Raw genomic sequence first — 25,838 nt, forward strand, 5'->3', positions numbered from 1 at the left:
TGAAATATTGTAGACGTTTACATATCATAGAATTAAAGGTACCTACTTTTTGTTGAAAGGTAACTATGAATAAAGAATTGAAAGATCTTATGAAAAATAAAGAATTGTAGTTTTAAAGATAGTGATCTATTTATATTTGTAATGATAAATTAATGTTGTGAAGCTTGAAAAAGAAAAGGAGAATAGTTGATGTCATATGCAGTTGTTTTATACCTTCCGATAGGGAGAAAGACATTCGATTTAGAAGCGGGAGAAACGTATCGCAAGCAAAGTATGAACTGGTTGGAGGAAAGCGGCCACACAATTGTGGCGCCAAATGAAATTCTAACCTCAGTAGAAGAGCTAGAACAATTTTTGCAAACAAACGCTTCCTCTGAAATTGATACGATCCTTTATCAAAGTGTTACATTTGCAGATGGAGAATTCATGGTAAAAACGCTTGAGTATTTTAGGGAGCCTGTGATTGTCTGGTCTGTTCGTGAACCAAGTGTAGGTGGACGGTTGCGATTAAATTCGTTAACAGGCGGCAATAGCACAAGCAATGTTCTACGAAACCACCGCCATCCATTTACATTTACTTTTGGAAATCCGGATGAGGAAAAATTACAAACAGAATTGAATCAAAAATTTGATGTGATGCGTGTGTTGAAATCATTGAATCAATTAAAAATGGGTGTTGTTGGCGATTACCCACCAGGATTCTTTTTCTCAGATGCAAACGAAGATGAGTTAAAAGAAGCCCTGGGTGTAACGCTTCATAAAATGGATTTGCATGAAGCCTTTCATAAATGTGTGGAGCTTCCTGAGGAAGAATGGATTGGGGAAATCGACCGTGCAGAACAACAGGTTATCGGCTTAAACCGTGAGGATGAGACTGTTAAAAAGTTCGCTCAGTTCTCAACTTACGTAAAAAAACAAATCGTGGAAGAAAACATTAAGTCAATTGCGATGAGATGTTGGCCAGACTTTTTCAATGAATTAGGTGCAGCACCGTGTTCTGTTTTATCACAGTTTACGGAAGATGGAATGGTTTCTTCATGTGAGTCTGATATTCATGGATCGATCTCTATGTATATTTTACAAGAATTAACGAGAGGGGGAGCACCATACTTAGGTGACTTAGTCCATGTAAACGAGGAGAAAAATTCTGTTGTGTTTTGGCATTGCGGGGCTGGTGCTTATTCACTTGCACACCCATCTACAGGTGCAACAGCCGGCGTACATCCAAATCGAAAAATAGGATTGGCGATGGACTTTGGATTAAAAGCCGGAGAAGTGACGATTTTCCGTGTCAGCCATACACCTGATGGATACAGGCTGCTCGTCATGAAAGGGGAGGCACTCGATGTTGAACAACCTTTTACTGGCACTTCTGTTGAAGTAGCTTTAGCAACAGATGTTACGAATACCCTTTATGATCTTATGAACTCAGGGTATGAACCGCATTTTGCGTTAGTATATGGCGATGTAACAAAACAACTAATTGAGCTTGGTCGTTTGCTTCAATTAAACACAGATGTATTTATCTAAAACTTCCCTTATATCTTTACTACATGAAGGGAGTTTTTCCGGTGGAAGGTAGAAGCAAACCTGTGAAAAGCATTTCATTGTATATCCGGGTGAAAGACACGATTATTAAACAGATTCAAGAAAAGAAATGGAAACCAAATGCCATGATCCCCACGGAAAATGAGCTGATGAAAGAGTTTGATGTCAGCCGAACAACGATACGGCAGGCAATTTCCATTCTCGTACAAGAGGGCATCTTAGAAAGACAGCAGGGAAAAGGAACCATTGTAAAACCGCAATTATTTGTCGGAAGCTTATCAAAGCTAAAAGGTTTTGCAGAGGAAGCAAGAGAAAAGGGAATGGTACCAAGCTCAAAATTACTGGTAGTAACAATGAGTAGAGATTTCCCTTATGAAAAATCGGTCCTTCAGGTACCAATGGATGAGGAGATCTTAGTCATTGAACGCCTGCGTTTTGCCAACCAGGCACCGATAGCGATTGAGCGCTCTTTTTGGCCCAAGAAAATCGGAGAATTATTAATATGCCAGGATTTAAACGACTCAACCTTTTATGAAATATTAGAGGAAAACAATATTTTCTTAAAACATGCAAAGGAAAAAATTACAGCAGTAAATGCAACATTATTTGAGGCTGACTTACTTGGGATACGGGGAGGTCAGGCTATGCTGAGGATGGAAAGACTCAGCTTCGGCAATGAAGATCAACCAATCGAATTTACCACAACAAAGTTCAGCAGTGAAACATACACATATCATATTGATCTTATGAGATAGAAGAAGGAGTGGGAATCGTGACAACAATCACAACAGAACAATACGGATTATATATTAATGGACAATGGGAAAAAACAATGGACGTTATGGATGTGTTAAATAAATATAATCAAGAGGTAACAGCAACTATTTCTATAGCTGAAAAAGAACATGTTGATGCAGCTGTACAAGGTGCAAAGGAAGCACTAAAGACACCATTTTCCCCATACGAACGCTATGAAGTGCTAATGAAAGCCGCGGAACTATTAGTCGAACGTCGTGACCAATTTGCTCAAGTGCTTGCATTAGAAGTAGGGAAACCAATTCGTGAATCTCGAGGGGAAATCGAGCGTGCCGCCCAAACGTTAGTGATTTCAGCTGAAGAAGCGAAACGCATCCATGGGGAAGGTGTTCCGGTAGAAGCCGCACCAGGCTCTGAAAATAGAATGGCTTTTACCGTACGTGTTCCAGTAGGTGTGATTGCAGCGATTACCCCATTTAATGTACCGGTCAATTTAGTTTGTCATAAAATCGGTCCAGCCATTGCTGCCGGAAATAGTGTTGTCTTAAAGCCGGCTGAGGTAACACCAATTTGTGCACTGATGTTAGCAGAATTAATGGAAGAAGCGGGCTTGCCAAAAGGTCGTTTGCAGCTGTTAACAGGAGACGGTGCGAAAATCGGTGACTGGTTACTGGAAAATAAAGATGTTAATATGTTTACCTTTACAGGAAGTCCACGTGTCGGTGAATATATTCGCTCAAAGGCTGGGCTGCGTAAAGTCGCATTAGAATTAGGAAACAATTCAGCAACAGTTGTTCACCATGATGCAAATGTTGAGCAAGCAGCATCACTCATTGCGCAAAAAAGCTTTAACAATGCCGGGCAGGTTTGTATCTCTGTTCAACGGGTTTATGTTCATGAAGACGCTTTTGAAAACTTTTTACAAGTTCTAAAGGAAAAAACAGAAACACTAGTTGTTGGCGATCCATTGGATGAAGGAACAGACATTGGACCGATGATCCGACTTCGTGAAGCTGAACGTGTAGAAAGCTGGGTAAACGAAGCAGTTGATCAGGGAGCTGTGATTGCATTAGGTGGTAAACGAGATGGAGCGCTTTATGAGCCTACTATTCTAACAAATGTTAATGATGACATGAAAGTATGTCGACAGGAAGTATTTGGTCCAGTGGTTTCTATAGCAACATATAAAGACATAGATGAAGTGATTGCGAAAGTAAATGATTCAGATTATGGCTTACAAGCAGGTCTTTTCACAAATGATTTACAGTTTGCAATGAAGGCAGCACGGGAAATTGAGGTAGGCGGTCTTATCATTAATGATGCTTCGGCTTATCGTGTAGACCACATGCCATACGGTGGAGTGAAAAACAGTGGAAATGGTAAAGAAGGTCCAAAATATGCCATTGAAGAAATGACAGAGGAACGAATTATTGTATTAAACTTATAAGTTACCAGAAATAACGAAATTAGGAATGAAGGTGAATGAGTGGATTTCTTCCTTATCCTTATTCCGATCTTTAGTATTTTTGCACTCGGTTATATAGGACAGAAAAAAATTGGATTTGAAACAAAAACGATATCGACGATGGCTCTTTATTTAATGTCACCGGTTTTAGTTTTTCGAACCTTTTATACAACAACCTTTACGATCACCTATGTATATATGGCTTTGTATACATTTGCTCTTTGTTTTTCATTAATTGCCGTCGTGTATTTGATTGCTTATATACGAAAGTATTCGGTTAAAGAAACATGTGGAATGATCTTAGCCTCATCATTTATGAATAATGGCAATTACGGGACACCTGTTGTTCTGCTACTATTTGGGGCAGCTGGTCTCGATTATGCCATTATTTTGATGGTCATTCAACAGCTTGTGATGTGTACGGTTGGTGTATATTACGCAGCAAAAGGAAGTGAAGAAGGAGACGGAGTTCGTGCAGCTATTCGTGCTGTGAAACGAATGCCAATAGTTTATGGGGCAATCTTAGGCTTTCTCCTTCAAACCTTTCATATTGATCTAGTAAAATCTATGACACAGGCGATTGACATGGTGGCAGATGCTGCTATTCCAACAGTTATGATTGTATTAGGTATGCAACTTGCCAAAATTTCTCTTAAAAACTTTGAAAAAGGGAAGGTGTCTCTTTCCCTTGTAACCAAACTGGCTGTCTCACCTTGTATTGCCTATTTAATTACATTGTTCTTGCCAGTTGATGAAATGATCAAGCAAATTATGATCATCATGGCAGCAATGCCAACAGCCGCAAACACAACAATGTACGCTCTGCAATTCAACACAGAACCAGAATTCGTATCAAGCGCAACACTCGTTAGTACAACACTAAGCTTGGCAACATTACCAGTAACGTTTTTCATTGTTTTATAAGTTTTGCGGGTCGGGTTCCTGGGTCAGGGGGACAGGTTCCTTGTCCCGGTTTCAGGATAATATGTCACGATAAGAGAAAAAAGGAGCGGAAATTCTCATACCATTTCCGTTCCTTTTTTCTTTGAAAAAATCACTTACTCCCAGGCCTTTCAATGGTTAATTGTCTAAGGAAAGCTACTAAGTTGGAGCGGATTTAAGTGTGGATCGCTACTGCCCGTTAAGAGTGGGATAAAATTCTTACTGAAGTGATTTAATTTCATGATAAATAGATGTCTTCAACAAGCAGGCAAGTTGATCTAGTGGCACATCTTTTTGAATGTGGCTATATATTGGAATAAGGAAGGAATTTAGATTAGGCTTCTTGAAGTTTTAAGTATGCTAGAACATGTAAAATAGGAAATTGAAAATTTCAACTTAAACCCAAATTATTGTCAGTGAACGATCCTGAAAGTTTAATCATTAATTCTTATAGTGAGGTGGTGGCAATTTGAAGGTAGATGCCGTTTTTGAAGGTGGCGGGGCTAGGGGAATGGCTTTTATTGGAGCGATTCAAGCAATGGAAGAGGAAAAAGTAGAATGGGAACGATTGGCTGGAACATCAGCAGGAGCATTAATTGCTTCTCTTTTGGCGAGCGGTTACACAAGCTATGAAATTAGAGATCGTCTAAGTGTACTCGATTTTTCAAAGCTCCGCGGTAAGACAACTTTGCATCGAATTCCCGTATTCGGCATTCTTTTAGAATTTATGATTCATCTTGGACTTTATAAAAACGATTATTTGGAATCGTGGGTGGATTCACTTCTTCTAGAAAAAGGCATTAAGACATTTGCGGACCTGCCAGATGGGAAGTTGAAGATTATTGCTTCTGATATTTCGAATGGGCAAATGCTTATTTTGCCAGATGATTTGGATCGCTACAGGATGACTCCTGCTGATTTAAATATTTCAACTGCGGTTATGATGAGTGCATCTTTGCCATTTTTCTATCGTCCGGTTATATGGAAAACAAAAGATCGTAAAAAATCTTACATTTTAGATGGCGGTTTACTAAGTAACTTTCCAATATGGTTATTTGATACTAAGAATCCTCGGTTTCCAACATTCGGCTTCCGTTTTGTAAAAGATGAAGTGAACATAGATCCAGTTATACCTACGCCAATCCACCTTATTAAAAATATTTATAAAACGATGCTTCAAGCCCATGATTTGCGACATTTAAACGAAGAAACGCTTGAACGCACGATTCAAATTCCGACTAGAGACATCAACACAACTGATTATGAACTTACTGAGGATGAAATCGATTTTCTCTATAAATCAGGCTATACTTCAACAAAAGAATTTTTATCTAAGTGGGATTTTGAACAATATAAGGTCAATAGAATGCAAAGAAAAAATAGATAAAGAAAAAACGCGATTCTATAGAAGAATGCGTTTTTTTGAATGCAGCTATGCCAAAAATGTATAACAAATGATTCTATTTACAAAAAATATGTTTCCCAATTTTTTTATTTGTGGTCTGCCCCATATCCAGCTGCTTGTTGCTGTATCAGGATTAAAATAATAATTCGCATTTTCAGTCGGATCCCAGCCATTAATAGCATCAAGAACAGCTTTTTTTGACGTTTCATTAGGAGTCAGCCAAATTTGTCCGTCAGCTACCGCAGTAAAAGCCAATGGTTCAAAGATAACACCTGATACTGTATTGGGGAATGTTGGGCTCTTCACTCGGTTTAAAATAACAGCTGCGACTGCAACTTGTCCAATATAAGGTTCACCACGTGCTTCTCCATGCACAGCATTAGCCATGAGTTGAATATCATTTTGAGAAAAACCAGCTGGAACATTAATAGCTGTTTGTTTTTGAGCTTGATCAGCTCCCTTAGTGTACTCATATTTTGTTACACTAACAAGCTTTTGCCTCGTTTTTAAACCTGCTAACCCATCGACAGGGAGTCCGAATTCAGATTGGAAATTCCGAAGCGCCCAATATGTTCCCCAGCCAATAACACCATCAATTTCCCCTTTGTAAAAGCCAATATACTTTAGACGAGATTGCAACTCAATGACATCATCCCCAGCTGATCCTCGTTGAATAACTTGATTTGAAAAGGCTTCAGTGTTGTTTTCCTGGAGTGTTATAATCGTTCCACTTAAAAGAATGACTAAAAGAATAAATATATATTTCTTCTTTTTTATATTTCTCATCATTTTCCTCCTGATCCATAACATACTGTTATTTTTTGTTACGAGTAAACTTTTATTCAATCAATGGATTAAGTAGCTACAATAAAATGAAAAGTGAGTACTCTCATACCTTGAGAATTCCCTGCAATGAATATCTACAACTGTTTTAAAAAAATGTCCAAACATCTGAAGTTTTAAAAGGAAACGCTATTTTCTCTTCAAAGAAAAACAAGTTTCATGAGCTATCAGTTAAACAAAACTGAGTTTTACTCATTTTTCCAATTGTGATTCATCATTTACAATACGGTTGTACATGAAAGGAAAGGAGGTTTGAGGTGATTAATCAAATAATCTTAGTCGGTCGTCTGACAAAGGATCCGGAAATTCGGTATACCGCGGATGGTGCCCCGGTCGCCAATATTACTCTCGCGGTAAGCCGGAACTTTAAAAATGCAGCTGGAGAAATTGAAACAGATTTCGTCAATTGCACGGTTTGGCGACGAACAGCTGAGAACACGGCAAATTATTGCCGAAAGGGCTCAGTCGTAGGTGTGACAGGCCGCATCCAAACGCGCAGCTATGAAAATGCTGAACGCAACCGCGTGTACGTAACAGAAGTAGTGGCAGATTCAGTCCGCTTTATGAGCGGTAAGCCGCGTGAATTAGTTGAGCAGGAAAGTTAATTATGTCTCCGACTTCTCTTCATGAGAGAAAATCAATGGTATCCCCTTATGTCCTCAAAATGGAAGGCTGATCACGAGTGGAAAGTTGTGATCAGCCGATTTTTTCTGACTAAGGTGGTATAATAGGTAAAAAAGGAGGTGAATAAAGTGGATAAAGTATTGCAATTTATGGTCAGTATCGAAAAAAAATTAGACCATATATCTAAAGATGTTCATGATGTAAAGGATAGAGTTGTTCGTTTAGAAGGAAGAATGGCACATCTAGAAACAAAAGTAGACAACATGACCACAGAATTCAGAAGTCATTTTGTGAAAATTGAAACAGAGCTTGAACAACATCGTGGTGCTTTTAAAGTGTACGAAATGAATGTCAATGATTTAAAATCAGGTGTGTATCATTTGAGCTCACAAATGGGAATTCATGATACAAGAATCAAGGTTATGGAAGAGAGACTCAAGATTTAAGCGACAAAAAAACGACAGCCGAAACTGTCGCTCTTACTTAGAAACCTTCTTCTCGATTAACTTCACTAACTTCTCCCACTGAGGGGCTTTTTTTTCTGCTGTTTTCTTACTCTTTTGTTTTGTTGCCACAACACGAACTCCCTTCCTAACTCATTGATAAGGTAAAGAGCTCTTCAAGCTCGTCTGATGAAAGCTCTGTGATCCAGTTTTCACTTTGGATGATTTCGTCGTTTAACGATTGCTTTTTCTCGAGCATATCATCGATTTTTTCTTCAATCGTTCCGGTTGTGACGAGCTTATGAACATGGACAAATCGATCCTGGCCGATCCGGTACGCTCTGTCTGTTGCTTGATTTTCTACAGCTGGATTCCACCAGCGGTCATAGTGGATAACATGATTTGCCGCTGTTAAGTTTAATCCGGTTCCACCAGCTTTTAAAGATAAAATCAAGAATGGAAACTCCTTACGCTGGAAGGACTCAACCATGCGGTCACGCTCTGCTTTCATCACGCTTCCGTTTAAGAAAAGAACCTTTTCACCAAATTCCTTCTCAAGCAGCTTCTTCATCATTTCACCCATGCCGATGTATTGAGTGAAAATCAAACAGCTTTCCTGCTGCTCACGGATGGAAGTTGTTAATTCCAATAATTTTTCTATTTTATGTGAACGAGACACCAATTCTTTCGGTTGCTGTTCCTTCAAATAAAGAGCAGGATGATTACAAATTTGCTTTAGCTTTCCTAGCATCTTCAGGATCAATGCCTTACGCTGCATGCCGGCCAAAGAATTCACCTGTTCAAACGTATCTTTGACAAGCTGTTCATATAAGGATGCCTGTTCAATAGATAACGGAATATACTCCTTCTGCTCCTGCTTTTCAGGAAGATTAAGGGCAACCTGTTCATCTCGTTTTGTTCTTCTCAATAAAAACGGCTTAATGTAGCGTTGAAGCTGTTCGATTTGCTCCATATTCCGATCCTTTTCAATCGGCAACACATAGCGCTTATGAAAGCTGTGCAAGCTTCCTAAATAACCATGATTGAGAAAATCATAAATCGACCAAAGCTCTGTTAAGCGATTTTCCATCGGTGTACCTGTTAAGGCTATGTGATGTTGTCCGCGCAGCTTACGAATCGCTTTCGATTGCTTTGTATGGGCGTTTTTAATATTTTGCGCCTCATCAAGGCAAATCGTGCTCCACTGAATCGAGGAAATTTCCTCATAGTCCGCATGTGACAAGCCGTAGGAGGTGATGACAACATCATAATTCTCAATGGACACCGCAAATTTCTCTTCCTTCGGTCGATTCGGACCATAGTGAAGCTTCACACGAAGATGTGGCGCGAACTTCTCAAATTCCTTCTGCCAGTTTCCAAGAACAGATGTTGGAGCCACAATCAGTGCAGGCTGCTCAGGCTTTTCTACTTCTTTTACATAAGAAAAATATGCAATCATTTGAATCGTTTTACCTAACCCCATATCATCGGCCAGGCAGGCGCCGAATGATACACTTCGTAAAAACAACAGCCAGTCAACACCGTTCTGCTGATAAGGACGAAGGGTGCCCAGAAAATCAGCCGGTACCTCGTGTGTCGGCAGCTCATTTGTATCAGTGAGCTTACGAAGCATCCCTTTCATTTGCTGATTCAGCTCGATTTGAATATTTGCAAACGCACGTGTATCCATGATCTCATCAGTATCTTCATCAAGATCCCTAGCATTCAGTTCCTGATGGAGAATGTCAGATAAATGCAGGCCTTCTTTATCCGCCCGCTTCAAAATGGCCTGAACTTGCTTAATGAAAGCAGGATCAAGCTTAATCCACTGACCTTTAAAATTCACTAAGCGACGCTGCTCGGAAACAAGCTTAAGAAATTCTTCTTCACTCATTTCCACTCCGTTTGTCGCAAAACGCCAGTTGAAATCGATCAATGAATTCATGCCAACAAATGACTGACCACGTGGAGTGGAAGAAACCTTAGCCTTCAACATAAGCTGTGAATCCTTGACAACCTGCCACCATGATGGAAGCAAAATCTCCACGCCCATATTAATCAATGTTTCACTCGCATCTGTTAAAAACAACCAAGCTTCATCCTCGGTCACATATGTTGTACCCGTTTCAAAGCTTAACCACGGCACAATCTCGGCAAAGCGCTCCTGCTCACGTTCAATCTTTTCCAGATGTGGATGCCACTTTTTAGGCAGATCACTTTTCCCTTGATAGTGTACCAGTTCATCAAGATTTGCCTTGCTTCGTAACATAATTTCCATCTGCCACTCGTCTGTGTCAGTTTCCGGCTCATTCAGGCGCAGTCCAACGGTGAATGGAGTTTCATCTTTATGCCAACCGATCTTTTCGAGAAAATCCGTTTCGTCGATAAAATGACCTTGAAATGTCGTGAGTACCGGGTATGACGCAAGGATGTCCTCCCAAGCCTCATGCAAAAGACGATCATGTGCAATCATGTCCGTGATCGCATGAGAAAACCAGTCAAGAGCAAATCCCTCCAGCTCATTACCGGTATCCTTAAATCTCAGCACACCATTTTTCCAGCCTTCAAAATCAGGCAGGTACTCACCGTTTGAAATGAGCTCATAAATGTCATGGGCAATATCGGCCAACCTCTGCGCATCATCTGAAAGCTCAATGTTCGCAAGCGAATTATACGTTTCTTTTCCAAGGAGTTCGACCATCATCCAAGGTGACAGCTGAACAGCAGGAATGCCGATGTAACTAATATCCTCGAGCTTTGTGCCAAAGAAGGACGACTCATGCCAGGTAAAAAGATACCTGGCAAATTCATCAATCTCCAAATGATGATCACCGTGTGCAGATGTGCAATACACATAAAAATCATTGTTTTCAATTTGCTCTGCATGCAACACAATTTCAATGGTATTAATCATGAATGAGCTTTCCTTTCTTTAACTCTTCTTTAAAAGCACGTAATCGTCTATGCTCATCAGCCAGCTGCAAAATATAATTTTCCCAAACCTCTTCACGCTTCAACTTCTTGTACTGAGCTTTAATTCTCTTCAAATAGCGTACAGCCATTTTGTAATTTTCACGTGTTTTCATCCGAATTTCATGTTGAACAGACTGAACATAAAGAGGCAGCAGCACACCTGGTTCGCTTTTTTCAATTTCCCTTAAGACATATGTATCCATCTCATCAAGGGAGAACCCTAACAGTGTTTGCAGCTCAATCCAAGTTTTGTACTGCTCTTTATCTAAAAGTAAATCATGATACTCGGCATAACTTAACGGCAGCATCATTTTACATGCGCGCTCATACAGCACATCATCATTGGTTGCGCGTGCGTACTGTGAGATAAATCTCAATAAATAGCGGATCGTTTGCCGCTTTTCATCAAATGGTAAAGGACTATTAATATATTCGTTCGTACCATTTAATAAATAAGAAATCCAACTCGACAGTCGCTTCCAATTTTTCTTTTTAAAAATATCCTCTACCCAAGGAAAGATAAATGGGAGGGCAGATGGTGTAAGCTTTGTGCGCATGACCTCAAAAATTTCCTCATCACGTGATTGAAGAAAGTTCATATGCATAAGCGCCATTTCGAACTCAATCGCAAAGGAGGGATCTTGTTTCTGCTCTTCCTCAAGATGCTCCTCCAGCCATTCGCGCTCGATTGAAATGAATTTATCACGTCGAAGCAGCTCAATCCATAATAGCTTGTAGAGATTTGTTCGCTCATATTGATACTCTTTACTCGTAAACAACAGCTCACGGAAACGTTCCACACTATCAACTAAATAAGGATCAAGAGCAAACGGCAAAGCATAACGCTTCATCTCAGAAATGGCCACCTCAACATTATCGATAAGCTGATCAAGATAAGGATAAATAATATGTTGTAACATATAGTCGGTTGGCTTCGTCTCATTAATGAGCTGCAAAATTTTCAAAAACACCGTAACAGATGCCTGAACAATAAAAAATTGCTTCATCTCCGGGGACTTAGGCGCCTTCTTTTTTAAAGCAGAATAATAATGATGAAAAAGACTTTGAAACAGCTGATTAGGAGAAGTTACCTGCTCATACCAGCGCTCAAATTCCCGATCAAAAAAAGCAATCCAGCTGCCAAGAGTATCTTCATAATCTTTTTCAGGCTTTAAAAGCGAACTCGCCTTCTTTACATGCTTTAACACATCGTCAATCGGCTTTTCTTCCTTCCATAGGTCAACAAACGTGCCGACTCGGTCAACACTTGCATATACATAGAGAAACGTTGCAAGCTGATGTCGACAAATTGAATCTGAAGGACAAGTGCACGTACTCATCGAAAAATCATCTAAATCAAGCTCAACCTGAACACTTGTGACATCCTGTACTTTGGCAGACACAGAATGACTTGTTGTGCTCACATTATAAATACTGCCTTGACGATACAAAATGAGTCCCTTTTTCACAACATTTCGATTCTCTTCTTCCTGATGTGAAAGCAACTGTTTAATCTGTTCAGCGGCACCAAGTACAAGTTCTTTACTAAGTTCCCGACCAAGCATAATGAATGGACTCCTTTCAAAAAAAGCAAAGCGCTTTTGCTATATATAAAGTAAGAATAAATCGAATCATGAAATAAACCCTAATTCATCTATTATACCTCATTTCAAATGGTACAAAAAGGTTTAGGAAGAGATTCAACCGGGGACATAAAAAGGGAGATGGTTCCGAAGGATGTTAATGTGAATAAAAAGTGACGAATTTTTTAGAAATTAGGGTTTAATTGTCAGCTTTTGTATAAAAAAACTTGTCTATATGCAAGCTTCCAATTATAATATTCCCATATTGTCTGAAATTGTAAAATAAAGAAAGGAAACTTTTGAAATATGAAAGATAATCAGCTGAAACAAGAAGAGCTGTTACAAATTCTCCTAAGTGCCTATGATAAAGGCGAAGCAAGAACAGACATCACAACAAATGAAATGATTCAAGACATAATTTCTCAAATAAAGAAAGTATACGCATCCTAATAAAAAAGATACGAGCGCCATTGGTGCTCGTATCTTTTGTGTGAATATTAATTTTCCATATCACTTAATTTTTCAAACGTCGTAAGCGTCTCTCCAGTGAGTCCACCAGATCTCCAAAAAGAAAAGTCAGTATACTCACCATTCTCCAGTAAATACTCACTCCATAGTGTCAAAGTAGTTGAATCAGCATACCAAACTTCAACATTTTCGCCTGATTCTATATATTCAAAGAACATCACTCCACTCTTCTCATCGCGAGATTGCTGTGGGTTATATTGGTCTATTAAGTCCTGTATTTGTTGATTTGTTAAACTTTTAACAATACCTTCTTGCCAACTAAATCCACCAGTTGATAGGGCTATTCCAATATTCTCTGAGTGATTAGGGAATTTTTCAATCAGACGATCTAAAAATTCATAATCCGCTTTTGGTCCGGGCCCACTATGATATCCATACAAATTGTAAGCCATCACAACGTAATTTAGACTTTCAGGTAAAGGGTAATGATCAACAGGGAAACTTGGTTCTATTAAAATACGTAATGATAGGCTTGCCTCCTCCAATGCTTTGTCCAAGTCCTTAGCAAAAAGCAAGAACTCATCAGTCAAGTCAATGGGGATTTTTTCATAATCAATTTCAATCCCATCAATTGGATAATCCTTCACATACGTTAAAATCTGCCCAATATGTTCTCGACGAGTTGTTGCTGTTGAAAGCAAATTTTTCAGTAATTCTGGATTTTTATGAACAACCGTACCATCGTTCATAAATTGGTCATTAATAATCGTCAGATAGATTTCTTTTTCTTTAAAATCCTTTTCTTGAAGAACTTGATCAATTAATTTAATCGAATCTTCTGTTTGGTGTAACTCACCAGACTCTGTAAAATATGTTGTGAATAAAAGGATATTATCGATATGTTCGATTGACTCAGAAGTTTCTTCTATACTTTTTTCGTATGCCCAATCGACAAGCCATAGCGATTTGTGGATGTCTCGCACAACCTCAACCGGTTCTACTTTCACATACTCCGTTTCTTCGTTTGTAGATGAACAAGAAGTCAGGAGGAGTATAGAAACGAGTAAAGGAATACTCTGGATTACTTGAACGTTCATTAAATGTCACCCTATTAAAAAGATTCTATAAAAAAGTCAATTATGTCTGAGCTAGTCTGAGAAACAGATCGGAGGAACGATTCACTTTTTGATTCATCTACCGTGTATAATGTCTTATCCTGTGACTGAATGATCACATTTTCGATAATAGAATCGTAAATGGAATCAGTATCTTGCTCATGAGAGTTTTGTTTTGAAATCATGGAGCCTCCAAGCAGTAACTGATAAGAAGATGATGAAAAAGGCATTTCTACCTCTGCAATCCTTTTATTATCAACCTTGATCTTCAATTTATTATCAGCTAGAGAAAGAACGATATGACGATCATTTTTTAATGTGCTTGGATATTCATCCTCATCAATTCGTGATCCTTGTTGTGTTGTCATAAAGTCATACTGTGTCGCCTTGTTAAAAGCATAATCTTGCCCGCTCCAATTTATTTCATCTAGTTTCTGCTTAAACAAAAGCTCTGATTCATCTTTTTGATCTGCTACATTGTAGACATTGAGTACATTTTTCTCTATTATCATTTTAAGCTGATTTTGATCATCCCCGCTTTGGATAGTGAATGACTGTGCTCCCATGACATTCCCTTTTAAATCAAAGCTGGCAGTAAATTTAGATGGTAGGTTCTCGGTTAATGTTGCAATCACTTCTTTACCAGGTTCGGTTGTTAAAACGATTTTATGCTGATCAAACTCACCAACACCATGACTGATTTTCCATTTATCAGCAATTTTTTTATCGCCATTTTCAAAGTCTATCGTCCATTTCGAATCATGTTGGATTTTCATTAACAGGTGATTCACCGGCCAGTGTGGCGCCACCTGCAATCTATTTAAATTGTAGATATCCTGTTTTGAATCATTGTATGCATAAACATCACGATTAAAATGAAGAGAAAAATATTCTTTAATCATCTTGTTGTTCGCTGCCTCTACAGCTGGGTGCATATTATTGTATAAAGAGTTGGCATGCATAATTGCATATGCTTTTGGCATACTCGAAAAACGATCTTCATAAATGGTATGCATGAATTGATAATCTTTTGTAATTCGCTCTTCCATCTCTGTGCGAGTTTCCTTTGGAATCATGTATTCATCACGTAAATAGTCCATTAAATAGTGATTATAATATTCAATTGAAGTTTTATCAGGAACATTATTTTCCTCTATCTCGCCTAAATATTCTCCATCTCCGTTGAAAATATTGATATAAGTAAGCCTATAGCCGTTTGATCCTAGTTCCCAAAAACCACTTTCTATCATTTCTTGTAAATGATGTGGTTTTAGAAACTTTGTATCTTTTGTGTCCATTTTATCAGCATAAGTAAACATCGTTGCTTTATAATTTAGCGTCTCCAATGCCTTTTGTGAAAAGATGCTTGAATCATTTCTTCCATCTTCGAATGATAGAAATAAAGCTTTTTCAGGTAATGGTGTTCCTTGTTGGTAAAAATCAATGATTTGTTTCTGAGAAATGGTTTCAAACCCTTGTTTTTTTAGGACAGATAATTGCTTCTCTAATTCTTCCTTCGAGATATATTTTGCTGAGCCGCTGCGATCAACGCCAAAATAGGACAGGGCAATAAATCCATCGGAATTAACCATTTCCTTGGCAGAAAGGGGTTTATATTCATCTGTAATAAACACGGCTCTTATAATAATACCTACCAATAATACAAGGACTGCTAGTTGAAAAATCACTTTTACATACTTTTTTCTATTTTTTAGCTTGTAGTTAAATATACTTTGATTAGATGACAATTAGCCCCCCTCCTTTAACTTGCCTTTTTTCTTTCGTACACGGTTTTGTTTTTTCTCTTTTTCTAATACGTCTTGAGGTGTTTCACGCGTCCCCCAAGTCGATTTCCAGAACGTAAACCATGCAACAGGCATTTGCCACAATAGAATAAACTCGTAAAATAACACAAAAATAACACCAAAAAACCATAATTTGCTTTTACGGAATAGCAAATGAGCAAAACTCATCATAAAGGCCATTAATAATAGTCCTACGATAAACGTTGTTGGAAAGATGCCATGTACTAAAGGGACGTAAAGCAGGTTATAGATCACAACAATTGGAGCTGCAATTGGTACAACAAGGCCTATAAGAAAAAATACCATCATAAACGGTTCTTTTTTTACTATAAATGTCAGAGCACGCAATGATTCTCTTAGCCATGAACGTTTCCAACGCATTTGTTGTTTTAAAAATACGTTAAAATCTGATGGGACAATAGTGGAACAAACGGCTTGATCTTGATAACCAGTTCGATGAGTTTTAAGAATATAGTTCGTCATACTTCGATCATCGCCAAATGTTGCTGGATGTCCTAAGAATCGTTGTTTTAACCAAGCATCCGCATTTTCTAGTACTAGGCTTTTTCGATAACATGAAAGTGGACCGGATAAACAAGTCACACAATCAAATGTTGATTCAGCAGCCTTCATAATACGAAAGGCAATATAATATCGTACAGTCTGCAACTTTGTTAACATGTTTGTAAATTTGTTCTCCACTTCCGTTCGTCCTGCTACACCGCCCATTTTCGGATCTTGGAATGGTTGAACGATATTTAGAATCGCGTTTGGTTCAAGAAAACTATCAGAATCGACAAACACAACCAAATCATGCTTGGCTTTATTCACGCCAACAACCAACGCCTCACGCTTACCCGCGTTCTGAGGTAATATATGAAAGGAAATCCGCTCTTTTGTCATAAAGCGTTCACCTTCAGAGTTGATTTTTTCCATGATTTCTCTTACTTTCGATGCGGTATGATCTGTTGAACAGTCGTCAACAACAATGACCTCTAGTTTATCTACCGGGTAAGTTTGATCGATGCAACTTAGAATAGTACGCTGGATCCACTCTTCTTCATTAAAAACAGGAATGATAATCGATACACCTGGTTGATAATTCAAGTTCACAGATGTATTTCGATAGAGTAGTCCAAAGACATACCGACTAAGCAAAAAGGCAGCGGCTAATAAACTATAAAAATATAGGAATTTATTAAACTTAAAATAAATAATACTTTCAGCTCTCATTAATAGAACAAGCAGCGTAATGAATAGTAAAAACAAACTTGAAGCGAATATTGAGAGTCCCCAATGCCGTTTTTTTAAATAACTTTCAATGGATTGTTCAAATTGGAGTGCACATAAATATTGCTCTTTCCCTTCGAATATTTCAGTGAATTGACGAACAACCTTGGCACGCATGGTAACTTTAGATTCAAATCCTTCAGGCATTGCCCCCTCTGGGATAGAGAAAGATAGTTTAACAACTTGGTTTGGTTCAAATTTAATAGATTCGCTTGGTAGTTGAATGAGTATTCCTGTATTAGAGATATCCATGCATGAACCAGTTTGCTTTTTTATGGAGGGCATTCGTAAACGTACTGGAAATGATGCAATATATCGCTGACCATCTAGTCGTGCTTTATATACTTGGTTAGGATCAGCAACTTCTTCTAGAGTTTCATGAATTCCTCTTCTGTCAATGTTTTTTCGGATTTTTTGTGGATCAGGAATATTGGATAATATTCTTCGGTCTTTTTTTGGGTTTGTTATAATTTCACGAGTAGACATAGGAACTTAGCTAAGATACTAGCTGCCTCCTTCAATATTTTTAGTGATCATTTCTGATATTGTTCTAAAAGTGTAGCCCTTTTGTTGCAGGTTTTCGATAATGCTTGGCAATACCGTCACTGTGTGTGATTTATCTAATATGTGCATGGTGATAATACTCCCTGGCTCGACTCGATCTACTACACGATTATAAATCTCTTGATCAGAACGGGACATATCCCAGTCCAGTGATGTAACATCATATTGGATAATATAGTCAATCCCTGTCGCTGTAATAGCCTTCGCTGATTCAGTATCAAGAATACCTTGAGTGGGTCTAAAATAATTTACAGGCCTCTCTTGTAAGGCATATGATAGGACTTGATCATTTTTAACAAGATCTTCTTGAAGATCTAACGGATCCATTTCTGTAACTACCTTATGGCTATATGAGTGACTAGCCACTTCGTGTCCACGCTCTACAATAAGCTTAGCTAATTGAGGATTTTTTTCGACACCCGTTCCTATCAAAAAGAATGTTGATTTAATATGATAGGTATCTAATATGTCCAAAACTTTAGAAATCCCTTCATCACTAGCCCAATCATCAAATGTTAGAGCGATTTCTTTTTCTTTTGTAGAAAATTTGTCAATAATAGCAGGTTTACTTTCATCATAATCAGGATTTATCGCAAGATGATTTGTACTTGGATTTTCTTCCGTTAAATAATGACCTTTTTCCACTTCTTCAAATGTTGTCAGAGTATACCCTGCAGCAACTGCATCATCGTAAATGAGTTCAATCGCCCGTATGACTTCTGGGTTAATGTATGTGTTAAGCTGAATAATAGCTCCACGGTTTGAAAATTGTTTAATATATGCTGCAATATCTTCAGCACTTTGCATTTTGCTATCTTGAGGATTAATCGTGTTGGAAATGACCTGCATATCCAGCTGTGCTGCAGCTTCTTCCAGGGACTGAGAGGAATCACCAGAACGGCTGCGGATAAATGATGGTTGAATGTTTAGATGTTCTTGAAAAATTTTGTTCGCTAATGCTACTTCAACATATGCTTCCTCATAATTTACCTTGTTAGGTAACACATGGTTCAATGTATTATTTTGAATGGTATGGCCTCTCGCCAAAATTTCCCTTGCTAATTCCGGGTCCTCAGCTACCCTCATCCCTTGTAAAAAGAAGGTGGATTTAATACCTAGCCGATCTAACTCATCCAATAAGTTAAGCATCATTTCTTTGTCTGAAAGTCCATTAAAAGTTAGTGCCATCTTTTTTTCTGTTGTAGCTATCTGCGTGATAGCTGGTTTTGCTTCTTTTTCCTTTTTAGGTATTTCCACTTTGGGTGAAACAGCAGTAAGTTCCGGTTCACTCTTTTTAAATGCACATCCTGTCAAAGTCATGACGATTAAGCAAAAGAATACGATATAGATTTTTTTCATTCACACTCTACTTCCTTATTTATTTTTGGCAAATCTGCTTTCCAAACTAAAAAAACCGCCCAAATAGATTGGACGGTTGCGCCACTTGCTCCCAATTTGCCAGGCGCCCACATACAGCAAATTGTTCAACACACCAGAATTATAAGTGAAACGATTTAGATAGTACTATTTTCACAAATTATTATAAGGTTTTAACTGATATTATTCAATGATTTCTAGTGCTTTTTAACATAATAAAGGGTTTTTCGCTTCATTCAAGTAGGATTTTGTCAAAAAGTCTGGACATATCTTACCATAGGTACTTCTTTATGAGATTGTATAGATCAATATAGTCAATTAGTCCTTTTTAGGCACAATGCTAGAAAATGCTTACTCATGAGGGTACAGGCAGTCAGGTCCGATCAACTAGCCGAGTATGGTGGCGTTGCAAAATCTTTCTGGAAGTCAGATTGTCTATTGAAAGTGCAGATGGCTGGAGCACTGTTAGCGGCATTGCCTACATTATAAATTTATATTCTATTAGGGAAGTATTTTGTAAAAGGGTTATTGACTGGATCTGTGAAAGGATAAGGGGAAAGGCAGTCTCCGAGAAGGGAACTGCCTTTTGGTGAAAAGAACATCGCTATTTGAAATCCTTAATTCAAACTAAATACACCATATACCCAAATATTTCCCTTTTCAGAAACATACTCATGCGGGTTTATTGGATTTCCTTCTTTATCATAAATATAAATAGAAGCAACCCCATTTGCGGCAGACACTCCAACACGATATCCACCAGCAATCATCGTTTCATCTGGAGTGACAATAAAGGAGTGAATCTTCTCTGTACAACTTTTATAATAGATAAGAACTCGCGTTTGTTCAGTGACGACTTTCTCAATATTCAGAGGAGCATGCCGATCATCCTCAACAACTTCCCACCCATCACCATAATTTTTGATTGACGCAGCAATTTCATATCTTGAAGAATGTCCTCCATATGTAAATCCTACTAGTAATAGGATAACAAGTATCACTAAAATAATTCTTTCAAGCTTCATCAACAAGACCTCCATCATTCTCTTACTCTATTTAACTAGATTAGACAAAAGGATGAAAAAAGTCTGTCAGTATATGGAAGAGAAAAATGGGTCCTTCTGTCGATTCCATTCTCAGGGCTTTCATCACATAAATTCAATCATACCATTTTTAGTATTTTATTTGCCAGGAGTATAAAATGATAGAAACATAAATATATATAATAGAAGGAAAAATAACGCTTTCATTTATTTGGGGAGTTGGTAAACTTATAGATAACAAATACTTAATACGAATAGAAAAGGGGATTATGATGTATACAATCGGCATTGACTTAGGCGGAACAAACCTGCGTATCGGCTTGTTTAATGAAAAAGGAGAAATCATCAACGAGCAAAGCCGCCCAACAGAACCAGAAAAAGGTCCGGAATTCACCATCAGCAACATGGCAGATGCCATCAATGATCTAAAATCGCAATATGACATCAAAGCAGTTGGAATCGGCTCACCCGGCCCATTATCCCCGAGCAGAGGTATCATCATTGAGCCGCCAAACTTACCAGGCTGGGTAAACGTCCCGATTGTGGACATGCTGGAGGAAAAAATAGGTATGCAAGTTTTGCTAGAAAACGACGCCAACGCAGCAGCTCTTGCCGAAGCCACACTCGGAGCAGGCAAAGGCGCAAGTAGTGTCTTCTTTGTCACCGTCAGCACAGGAATCGGCGGAGGCTATGTTTTAGGCAGCCAGCTTGTCTCAGGTGCCCAAGGAAACTGTGGGGAAATCGGAAACATGATCGTGAATCCAAGTCCTGATGCTTACCAAGGTCCAGGGTTAAACAAAGGTGCACTAGAAGGACTTGCATCTGGAACGGCAATTGGTCGAATCGGAAAAGAGAGACTAAATATACCAAACGGTGCCCAAGGCGTGTTCGAGCTTGCAGAGCAAGGCAACCAGCAAGCACAGGAAATAGTTGATGAAGCCATCAACTATCTTGCTATCGGACTTGCAAACATTGTTCATACGGTAAACCCGGAAGTCATTGTCATTGGTGGAGGAGTCATGAAATCGAAGGATTTGATTCTAAAGCCATTGATTGAAAAAACAAGAGAGTATGTGTATCCGAGCTTAAAGGAAACATTAGTCATTAAGCCGGCCGTATTAGATCAAAAGGCAGGTCTCGTAGGAGCTGGGCTGCTACCGCAAGGGTAATTACGTTTATGTAAAAGCACAAAAACCAACAGATATGTAGAAGGGGTATAACCGAAAAGACTGTCATTAGAAACCTTTTATATAAAAAAATCGATTAAAATCACCTCCTTCTGTGAAACATAAAAAGAAAATAGAAGGAGGATAAATATGGTCTCAAATTCACCAGGTAGAATTAATGTCATCTTTCAACATGATGAGAAAAAAGTACATCAACTAATCGATCTTACCCAATTAACAGCATTACTCGGCTCTGATCTTATACATATTGATGAAATGCTAGAACCGAAAAAGGTAGACAAAAAGGTGTGGGTACGAAATATTAATGGGGTAACTCTCTTTATTCAGCTAAAGTAATAGCTAGGAAAGAGGTGTAATATTGGCTAAACAAAAAGTTCTTGTAACCGGCGGAGCAGGCTTCATCGGCGGAAACTTCGTTAATTATATGGTAAATAAATATCCTCATTATGATATTTATAACTTAGATTTACTAACATATGCGGGAGATCTGACAAAACATAAAGATATCCAAAACAAAGATAATTATTACTTTATAAAAGCAGACATTGCAGACCGTGAAGCAATTCTTAATCTCTTTGAGAAAGAAAAGTTTGATTACGTTGTTCATTTTGCTGCAGAAAGCCATGTTGATCGATCGATAACAGATCCAGAAGTGTTTGTTCGTACGAATGTTCTTGGTACCCAAGTATTACTGGATGCTAGCAAAAACATTAATGTGAAAAAGTTTGTACATGTTTCAACTGATGAAGTATATGGAGAGCTGGACTTTGATCCAACAACTTTCTTCACGGAAGAAACTGCACTTCAGCCAAATAGCCCATACAGTGCAAGTAAAGCATCTTCAGACTTTTTAGTTCGTGCTTATCACGAAACATTTGGATTACCTGTTAATATTACTCGTTGCTCCAATAACTATGGACCATATCAATTCCCGGAGAAACTAATTCCTTTAACCATCTCACGTGTGTTAAATGAACAAAAAGCACCTGTGTATGATGACGGAAAGAATATTCGTGATTGGTTACATGTATTAGATCATTGTTCTGCCATTGATCTAGTCTTACACGAAGGTGAAAATGGAGAAGTATATAATGTGGGTGGACACAATGAACGGACAAATTTAGAAGTTGTGAAAACCATTATTAAAACATTAGGAAAATCAGAAGACTTAATTGAATTTGTAAAAGATCGATTAGGTCATGATAAGCGATACGCGATTGACCCTACTAAGCTAGAGAAGTTAGGTTGGAAACCAACGTATAACTTTGAAACTGGAATTGCTCAAACCATCCAATGGTACTTGGATAACCAGGAGTGGTGGGAGCAGATTTTACGTGGTGAATATCAGAATTACTTTGAGAAGCAATATTCTTTATAAGTAGTAGTAAAGGATAATAGGTAGTATGCTCGAACGAAGAAACCAAGGGGAAATTTCCCCTTGGTTTCTTCACTTAAAACTATCATATGCGTCAATATAAAGCTTCTTAAGCGCCTGACGAGCAGCATCCCTCTCAACTTTGTCTATTCCTCTTCCCAAAAACTCCCCACGATCATTACAAATCGACGCGTACACATAATAATGATCAGGATACTGTATTACTCCCAACTCAACCTCTTCATTAAACATACTAGCAAAGTGGATAACCCTACTAGAAAGAATATCCTTTACATCCATATCTCTATCTCCTTTACCATGTCTAATTTACTATACACTTCTTATCATACAGGATGAAATTGTAAATTTAGTTAATGTCATTTAAAGGTTTTATTAAGATGGGACGGAGGGACAGGTACCTTGACCCACCAACTGTACTCAGAAATTTAAGGCAGGAAGAGGCAGTGAGAATGTAAAACCCCCGGTCGATAAAACCGGGGGTTTTATATGATTTATTTTTTCTTTCCACAATCTATTAAGTGTAATAATCGTATTTATGGTATCTACGTAAAAAAACAAAGGATTGATTTTAATTTTTTCATGTGTGGTTGCTCCTAGGATGTTTAAAAGGTATATCAATCATACAGAAGGAATGTTATTCACCTTTTACAAACAGATTAAAAAGTATGACAAAGCAATTAAATTATAGTTATAATCTAATAGCGATAATAGAGAGTTAGGAAAAACGCAAATCCTGAACTCTTTGATAAGATCAGAGTTTATGCTTTTTAATCAAAGAATCTGGTAAATGCAAATCCGATTGACCTTGATTTTTTCATGAAACATACGGTCTACCTGGCAGTATTACATGCTGCTCATACAATTATGTTTTTTATAAGGGGAAAATTAATTTATGCAGAAAATGAAGAATAGGAGTTTCTATGAAGCAATCAAAAATAAGATTACTTAAGAGTATAAATGCAGCATTTATTATTGGAAGTTGTGTATTATTTGCATCTGGTTTATTAACTGGGTTTGTTTTATTAGGAGGGAATCCAAATAAAACGACGGAAGATTGGATAGTTGTTAACTTTGTTATTTTTGTCTTTAATATTATGCCTGCAATTGGACTCCATATTTTTCGAACAAAGTACTGGGCAAAGAAGTACCCTGAATTGCAACGTAAAACATAAAGTTTTAAAGGGTGAAATCATAGTGAGTAAGGAAGCCACTGGTCCAAGTTGACGGGTTCCTTTCACAGTGTCAATTTTAAGTTTTCAATGGTATCCCACCAAGTTTCCAAGAAAAGGTGTATGTTTATTTGTTTTCTTTTCTAGTATATTTATATTTAGATAATGATGAACGGAAATAATAAAGGAATTTCGTTCCTCATTTGAAAAAGGCAACTCTATCGAAAGGTAGATACGCAAAGTCACAGATCTACGGTAAGAATTTACTAGGATGGCTGGACTACCAAATGAAGAATGGAGAATAAACTTAAGTTAATAGAGTTCATTCGAGATTCTTCCGAATATAAACTTATGTTGGAGGAATTTTTTTATGGAGAAAAATTTTGCAGGAATTCGAAATGTTCTAGCTACAAGTATGATTGCAGCAGTATTTATGTTTTCTTTTGGAACTGGACAGGCATTAGCGGATAATCATGAGAGAGAACCAGTTTCTGCAGAAGAAGCTGTTCAAGAAGAGCAAACAGTTGAAACAATAACAGATTCAACAGTTGAGCCATCAAATCAGGTGGATGAAGAATTAGAAACCGCTACTGAAGATGAAGTAGATTCGGCAGAAACTGAAACAGAAAAGTCAAATGTAGAGGATACGAATGATCATTCAACGATTGTAGAATCAACACTTTTACCAGGTGATTTCTTTTATTTTGTAAAAAAATTAAAGGAAAATGTACAATTGGCTTTCACGTTTGATGAAGTAAAAGAAGCCGAATTACTAGCAACATATGTTGAAGAACGCATCAAAGAGGCAGAATTATTACTAGCTCAAGGTGAGGAAGAGCTAGCTAATGAAATGCTTCAAAAAGCAATTGAACAACAAGAATTGGCATTAGAAAAATTTGAGCTGCCAGTATCTGATGAAACACCAGCTACTAATAATGAACAAACAGAAGCTGTTGAAGGTGACCCTTCAGGAGAAAAAGCCCCAGTTGACCCAATACGTGCTGAACTTGAGTCCAAATTTGCGGCTAATCTGCTTGCTCTACAAACAGCATTAGAAAAAGTAGAAAATCCAAAAGCGAAAGAAGCTCTTCAAAAAAATATTATTCATGCACAGAAGAAATTTGAAGAGAAAATAAATAGAAAGTTAGCTAAGTTAGAAGAAAAGCAGCAAAAGGCTAATCAAAAACGTACAGAATTAGAGGCAAAATTAGCATCAGGTGAAATTGATGAAGAAGAATATCAAAAAGAGCTTGCTGAAAATAATGAAGAGTTAGCAGAAGAACAAGCTGAAGTTGTTGAAGAACTTAATGAAGAGGCCGATGAAGTTTTAGAGGAATCTCATGAAAAAACAAGTGTCAAGAGCACAGAAAATAAATCTAATAGTGTAGATAAAGAAGAAAAGGCTGAAGAAATAAAGAAACAGGAAGAGAAAGCAAAGAACGCAGCAGCAAAAGAAGATGAAGAAAAACAACAAGAAGCAGTGAAAAAACGTGCAGAAGAAATAAAGAAGCAAGAAGAGAAAGCGAAGGAAGCAGCAAAAAAAGCTGAAGAAAAACAACGAGAAGAAGCACAAAAACGTGCAGAAGAAATAAAGAAGCAAGAAGAGAAAGCACAGGAAGCAGCAAAAAAAGCTGAAGAAAAACAACGAGAAGAAGCACAAAAGCGCGCTGAAGAAATAAAGAAGCAAGAAGAGAAAGCAAGTGAAGCAGCAAAAAAAGCTAGGGAAAAACAACAAGAAGAAGCAAAAAAACAATCTGAAAAAGAATAAGGTTAAACAAGGGAACAGTACTTGCTGTTCCCTTATTTTTGGTGTGCCAGGCATGGCAACTATCTAGGTGGTGA

The 25,838-nt window shown here is 37.9% G+C and carries 21 protein-coding genes, 2 pseudogenes and 2 riboswitches; of the genes and pseudogenes, 14 read left to right on the forward strand and 9 right to left on the reverse strand.

Annotated elements, in window-relative coordinates; translation table 11 throughout:
- Nucleotides 1-189 precede the first annotated feature (189 nt).
- The 5 genes from sftI (at nucleotide 190) to AC0L8O_RS24085 (ending at nucleotide 6,098) form a co-directional block, all read left to right on the forward strand.
- On the forward strand, nucleotides 190-1,530 hold the full coding sequence (gene sftI / locus AC0L8O_RS24065; RefSeq protein ID WP_473445829.1) for a sulfoquinovose isomerase: 1,341 nt from the start codon (nucleotides 190-192) through the stop codon (nucleotides 1,528-1,530).
- A gap of 41 nt (nucleotides 1,531-1,571) precedes the next feature.
- Nucleotides 1,572-2,303: a GntR family transcriptional regulator gene (locus AC0L8O_RS24070; protein WP_473445830.1), complete on the forward strand. Its 732-nt coding sequence runs from the start codon at nucleotides 1,572-1,574 to the stop codon at nucleotides 2,301-2,303.
- Between the two features lie 77 nt (nucleotides 2,304-2,380).
- Complete coding sequence (locus tag AC0L8O_RS24075) at nucleotides 2,381-3,751, forward strand: aldehyde dehydrogenase family protein (protein ID WP_473449123.1); 1,371 nt, start codon at nucleotides 2,381-2,383, stop codon at nucleotides 3,749-3,751.
- A 39-nt stretch (nucleotides 3,752-3,790) separates the two neighbouring features.
- Nucleotides 3,791-4,693, forward strand: coding sequence for an AEC family transporter (locus AC0L8O_RS24080; protein ID WP_473445832.1), 903 nt, complete (start codon nucleotides 3,791-3,793; stop codon nucleotides 4,691-4,693).
- A gap of 487 nt (nucleotides 4,694-5,180) precedes the next feature.
- Nucleotides 5,181-6,098 (forward strand): patatin-like phospholipase family protein, encoded by a 918-nt coding sequence (locus tag AC0L8O_RS24085; RefSeq protein WP_473445833.1) that lies wholly within the window; start codon nucleotides 5,181-5,183, stop codon nucleotides 6,096-6,098.
- Between the two features lie 73 nt (nucleotides 6,099-6,171).
- Here AC0L8O_RS24085 and sleB read toward each other — a convergent pair.
- A pseudogene (gene sleB, locus AC0L8O_RS24090) lies at nucleotides 6,172-6,902 on the reverse strand (spore cortex-lytic enzyme).
- Nucleotides 6,903-7,216: 314 nt separating this feature from the next.
- Between sleB and AC0L8O_RS24095 the strand changes: the two are divergent.
- Both AC0L8O_RS24095 and AC0L8O_RS24100 read left to right on the forward strand, forming a co-directional pair.
- On the forward strand, nucleotides 7,217-7,564 hold the full coding sequence (locus AC0L8O_RS24095; RefSeq protein WP_026563160.1) for a single-stranded DNA-binding protein: 348 nt from the start codon (nucleotides 7,217-7,219) through the stop codon (nucleotides 7,562-7,564).
- A 147-nt stretch (nucleotides 7,565-7,711) separates the two neighbouring features.
- On the forward strand, nucleotides 7,712-8,029 hold the full coding sequence (locus AC0L8O_RS24100; RefSeq protein ID WP_473445834.1) for a hypothetical protein: 318 nt from the start codon (nucleotides 7,712-7,714) through the stop codon (nucleotides 8,027-8,029).
- 145 nt (nucleotides 8,030-8,174) lie between these two features.
- Here the strand turns inward: AC0L8O_RS24100 and AC0L8O_RS24105 are convergent, their stop codons facing one another.
- Both AC0L8O_RS24105 and AC0L8O_RS24110 read right to left on the reverse strand, forming a co-directional pair.
- On the reverse strand, nucleotides 8,175-10,940 hold the full coding sequence (locus tag AC0L8O_RS24105) for a DEAD/DEAH box helicase (protein WP_473445835.1): 2,766 nt from the start codon (nucleotides 10,938-10,940) through the stop codon (nucleotides 8,175-8,177).
- The gene (locus AC0L8O_RS24110) at nucleotides 10,933-12,564 is read right to left on the reverse strand and encodes an SWIM zinc finger family protein (RefSeq protein ID WP_473445836.1); all 1,632 of its coding nucleotides are present in this window, start codon (nucleotides 12,562-12,564) and stop codon (nucleotides 10,933-10,935) included. Before AC0L8O_RS24110 ends, AC0L8O_RS24105 begins: the two co-directional genes overlap by 8 nt.
- Before the next feature lie 324 nt (nucleotides 12,565-12,888).
- On the opposite strand from AC0L8O_RS24110, the gene AC0L8O_RS24115 reads away from it, so the two are divergent.
- Nucleotides 12,889-13,032, forward strand: coding sequence for a YwzD family small protein (locus AC0L8O_RS24115; protein WP_473445837.1), 144 nt, complete (start codon nucleotides 12,889-12,891; stop codon nucleotides 13,030-13,032).
- A gap of 47 nt (nucleotides 13,033-13,079) precedes the next feature.
- Here AC0L8O_RS24115 and AC0L8O_RS24120 read toward each other — a convergent pair whose 3' ends face one another.
- Genes AC0L8O_RS24120 through AC0L8O_RS24135 form a run of 4 tightly spaced genes read right to left on the reverse strand, consistent with a single transcriptional unit; the run spans nucleotide 13,080 to nucleotide 19,183 of the window.
- Complete coding sequence (locus AC0L8O_RS24120; RefSeq protein WP_473445839.1) at nucleotides 13,080-14,147, reverse strand: glycosyl hydrolase family 18 protein; 1,068 nt, start codon at nucleotides 14,145-14,147, stop codon at nucleotides 13,080-13,082.
- 14 nt (nucleotides 14,148-14,161) lie between these two features.
- Entirely contained in the window at nucleotides 14,162-15,913 is a 1,752-nt protein-coding gene (locus AC0L8O_RS24125) for a polysaccharide deacetylase family protein (protein WP_473445840.1), read from the reverse strand.
- Nucleotides 15,914-17,746, reverse strand: a complete 1,833-nt coding sequence (locus tag AC0L8O_RS24130; RefSeq protein ID WP_473445841.1) for a glycosyltransferase — start codon at nucleotides 17,744-17,746, stop codon at nucleotides 15,914-15,916.
- Nucleotides 17,747-17,764: 18 nt separating this feature from the next.
- Nucleotides 17,765-19,183, reverse strand: a complete 1,419-nt coding sequence (locus AC0L8O_RS24135) for a polysaccharide deacetylase family protein (protein ID WP_473445842.1) — start codon at nucleotides 19,181-19,183, stop codon at nucleotides 17,765-17,767.
- 61 nt (nucleotides 19,184-19,244) lie between these two features.
- A riboswitch (cyclic di-GMP riboswitch) is annotated at nucleotides 19,245-19,327 on the reverse strand.
- A 265-nt stretch (nucleotides 19,328-19,592) separates the two neighbouring features.
- Here AC0L8O_RS24135 and AC0L8O_RS24140 point away from each other — a divergent pair.
- A pseudogene (locus AC0L8O_RS24140) lies at nucleotides 19,593-19,753 on the forward strand (carbohydrate ABC transporter permease); the annotation flags it as partial.
- A 65-nt stretch (nucleotides 19,754-19,818) separates the two neighbouring features.
- Here AC0L8O_RS24140 and AC0L8O_RS24145 read toward each other — a convergent pair.
- Complete coding sequence (locus tag AC0L8O_RS24145; RefSeq protein WP_473445843.1) at nucleotides 19,819-20,226, reverse strand: hypothetical protein; 408 nt, start codon at nucleotides 20,224-20,226, stop codon at nucleotides 19,819-19,821.
- A gap of 287 nt (nucleotides 20,227-20,513) precedes the next feature.
- Between AC0L8O_RS24145 and AC0L8O_RS24150 the strand changes: the two genes are divergently transcribed.
- The 3 genes from AC0L8O_RS24150 to rfbB all read left to right on the forward strand — a co-directional run bounded on the left by AC0L8O_RS24150 (nucleotide 20,514) and on the right by rfbB (nucleotide 22,809).
- Nucleotides 20,514-21,413 (forward strand): ROK family protein, encoded by a 900-nt coding sequence (locus AC0L8O_RS24150; protein ID WP_473445844.1) that lies wholly within the window; start codon nucleotides 20,514-20,516, stop codon nucleotides 21,411-21,413.
- Nucleotides 21,414-21,560: 147 nt separating this feature from the next.
- The gene (locus AC0L8O_RS24155) at nucleotides 21,561-21,767 is read left to right on the forward strand and encodes a hypothetical protein (RefSeq protein ID WP_473445845.1); all 207 of its coding nucleotides are present in this window, start codon (nucleotides 21,561-21,563) and stop codon (nucleotides 21,765-21,767) included.
- Nucleotides 21,768-21,789: 22 nt separating this feature from the next.
- Nucleotides 21,790-22,809 (forward strand): dTDP-glucose 4,6-dehydratase, encoded by a 1,020-nt coding sequence (gene rfbB, locus AC0L8O_RS24160; RefSeq protein WP_473445846.1) that lies wholly within the window; start codon nucleotides 21,790-21,792, stop codon nucleotides 22,807-22,809.
- A 69-nt stretch (nucleotides 22,810-22,878) separates the two neighbouring features.
- On the opposite strand, the gene AC0L8O_RS24165 is transcribed toward rfbB, so the two are convergent.
- Nucleotides 22,879-23,106: a hypothetical protein gene (locus AC0L8O_RS24165; protein WP_473445847.1), complete on the reverse strand. Its 228-nt coding sequence runs from the start codon at nucleotides 23,104-23,106 to the stop codon at nucleotides 22,879-22,881.
- 641 nt (nucleotides 23,107-23,747) lie between these two features.
- On the opposite strand from AC0L8O_RS24165, the gene AC0L8O_RS24170 reads away from it, so the two are divergent.
- The gene (locus tag AC0L8O_RS24170) at nucleotides 23,748-23,999 is read left to right on the forward strand and encodes a hypothetical protein (RefSeq protein ID WP_473445848.1); all 252 of its coding nucleotides are present in this window, start codon (nucleotides 23,748-23,750) and stop codon (nucleotides 23,997-23,999) included.
- Between the two features lie 198 nt (nucleotides 24,000-24,197).
- Nucleotides 24,198-24,284, forward strand: a riboswitch (cyclic di-GMP riboswitch).
- Between the two features lie 82 nt (nucleotides 24,285-24,366).
- Complete coding sequence (locus AC0L8O_RS24175; protein WP_473445849.1) at nucleotides 24,367-25,764, forward strand: DUF5667 domain-containing protein; 1,398 nt, start codon at nucleotides 24,367-24,369, stop codon at nucleotides 25,762-25,764.
- Nucleotides 25,765-25,838 lie beyond the last annotated feature (74 nt).

The organism is Metabacillus sp. KJ11-3, from assembly GCF_055808295.1.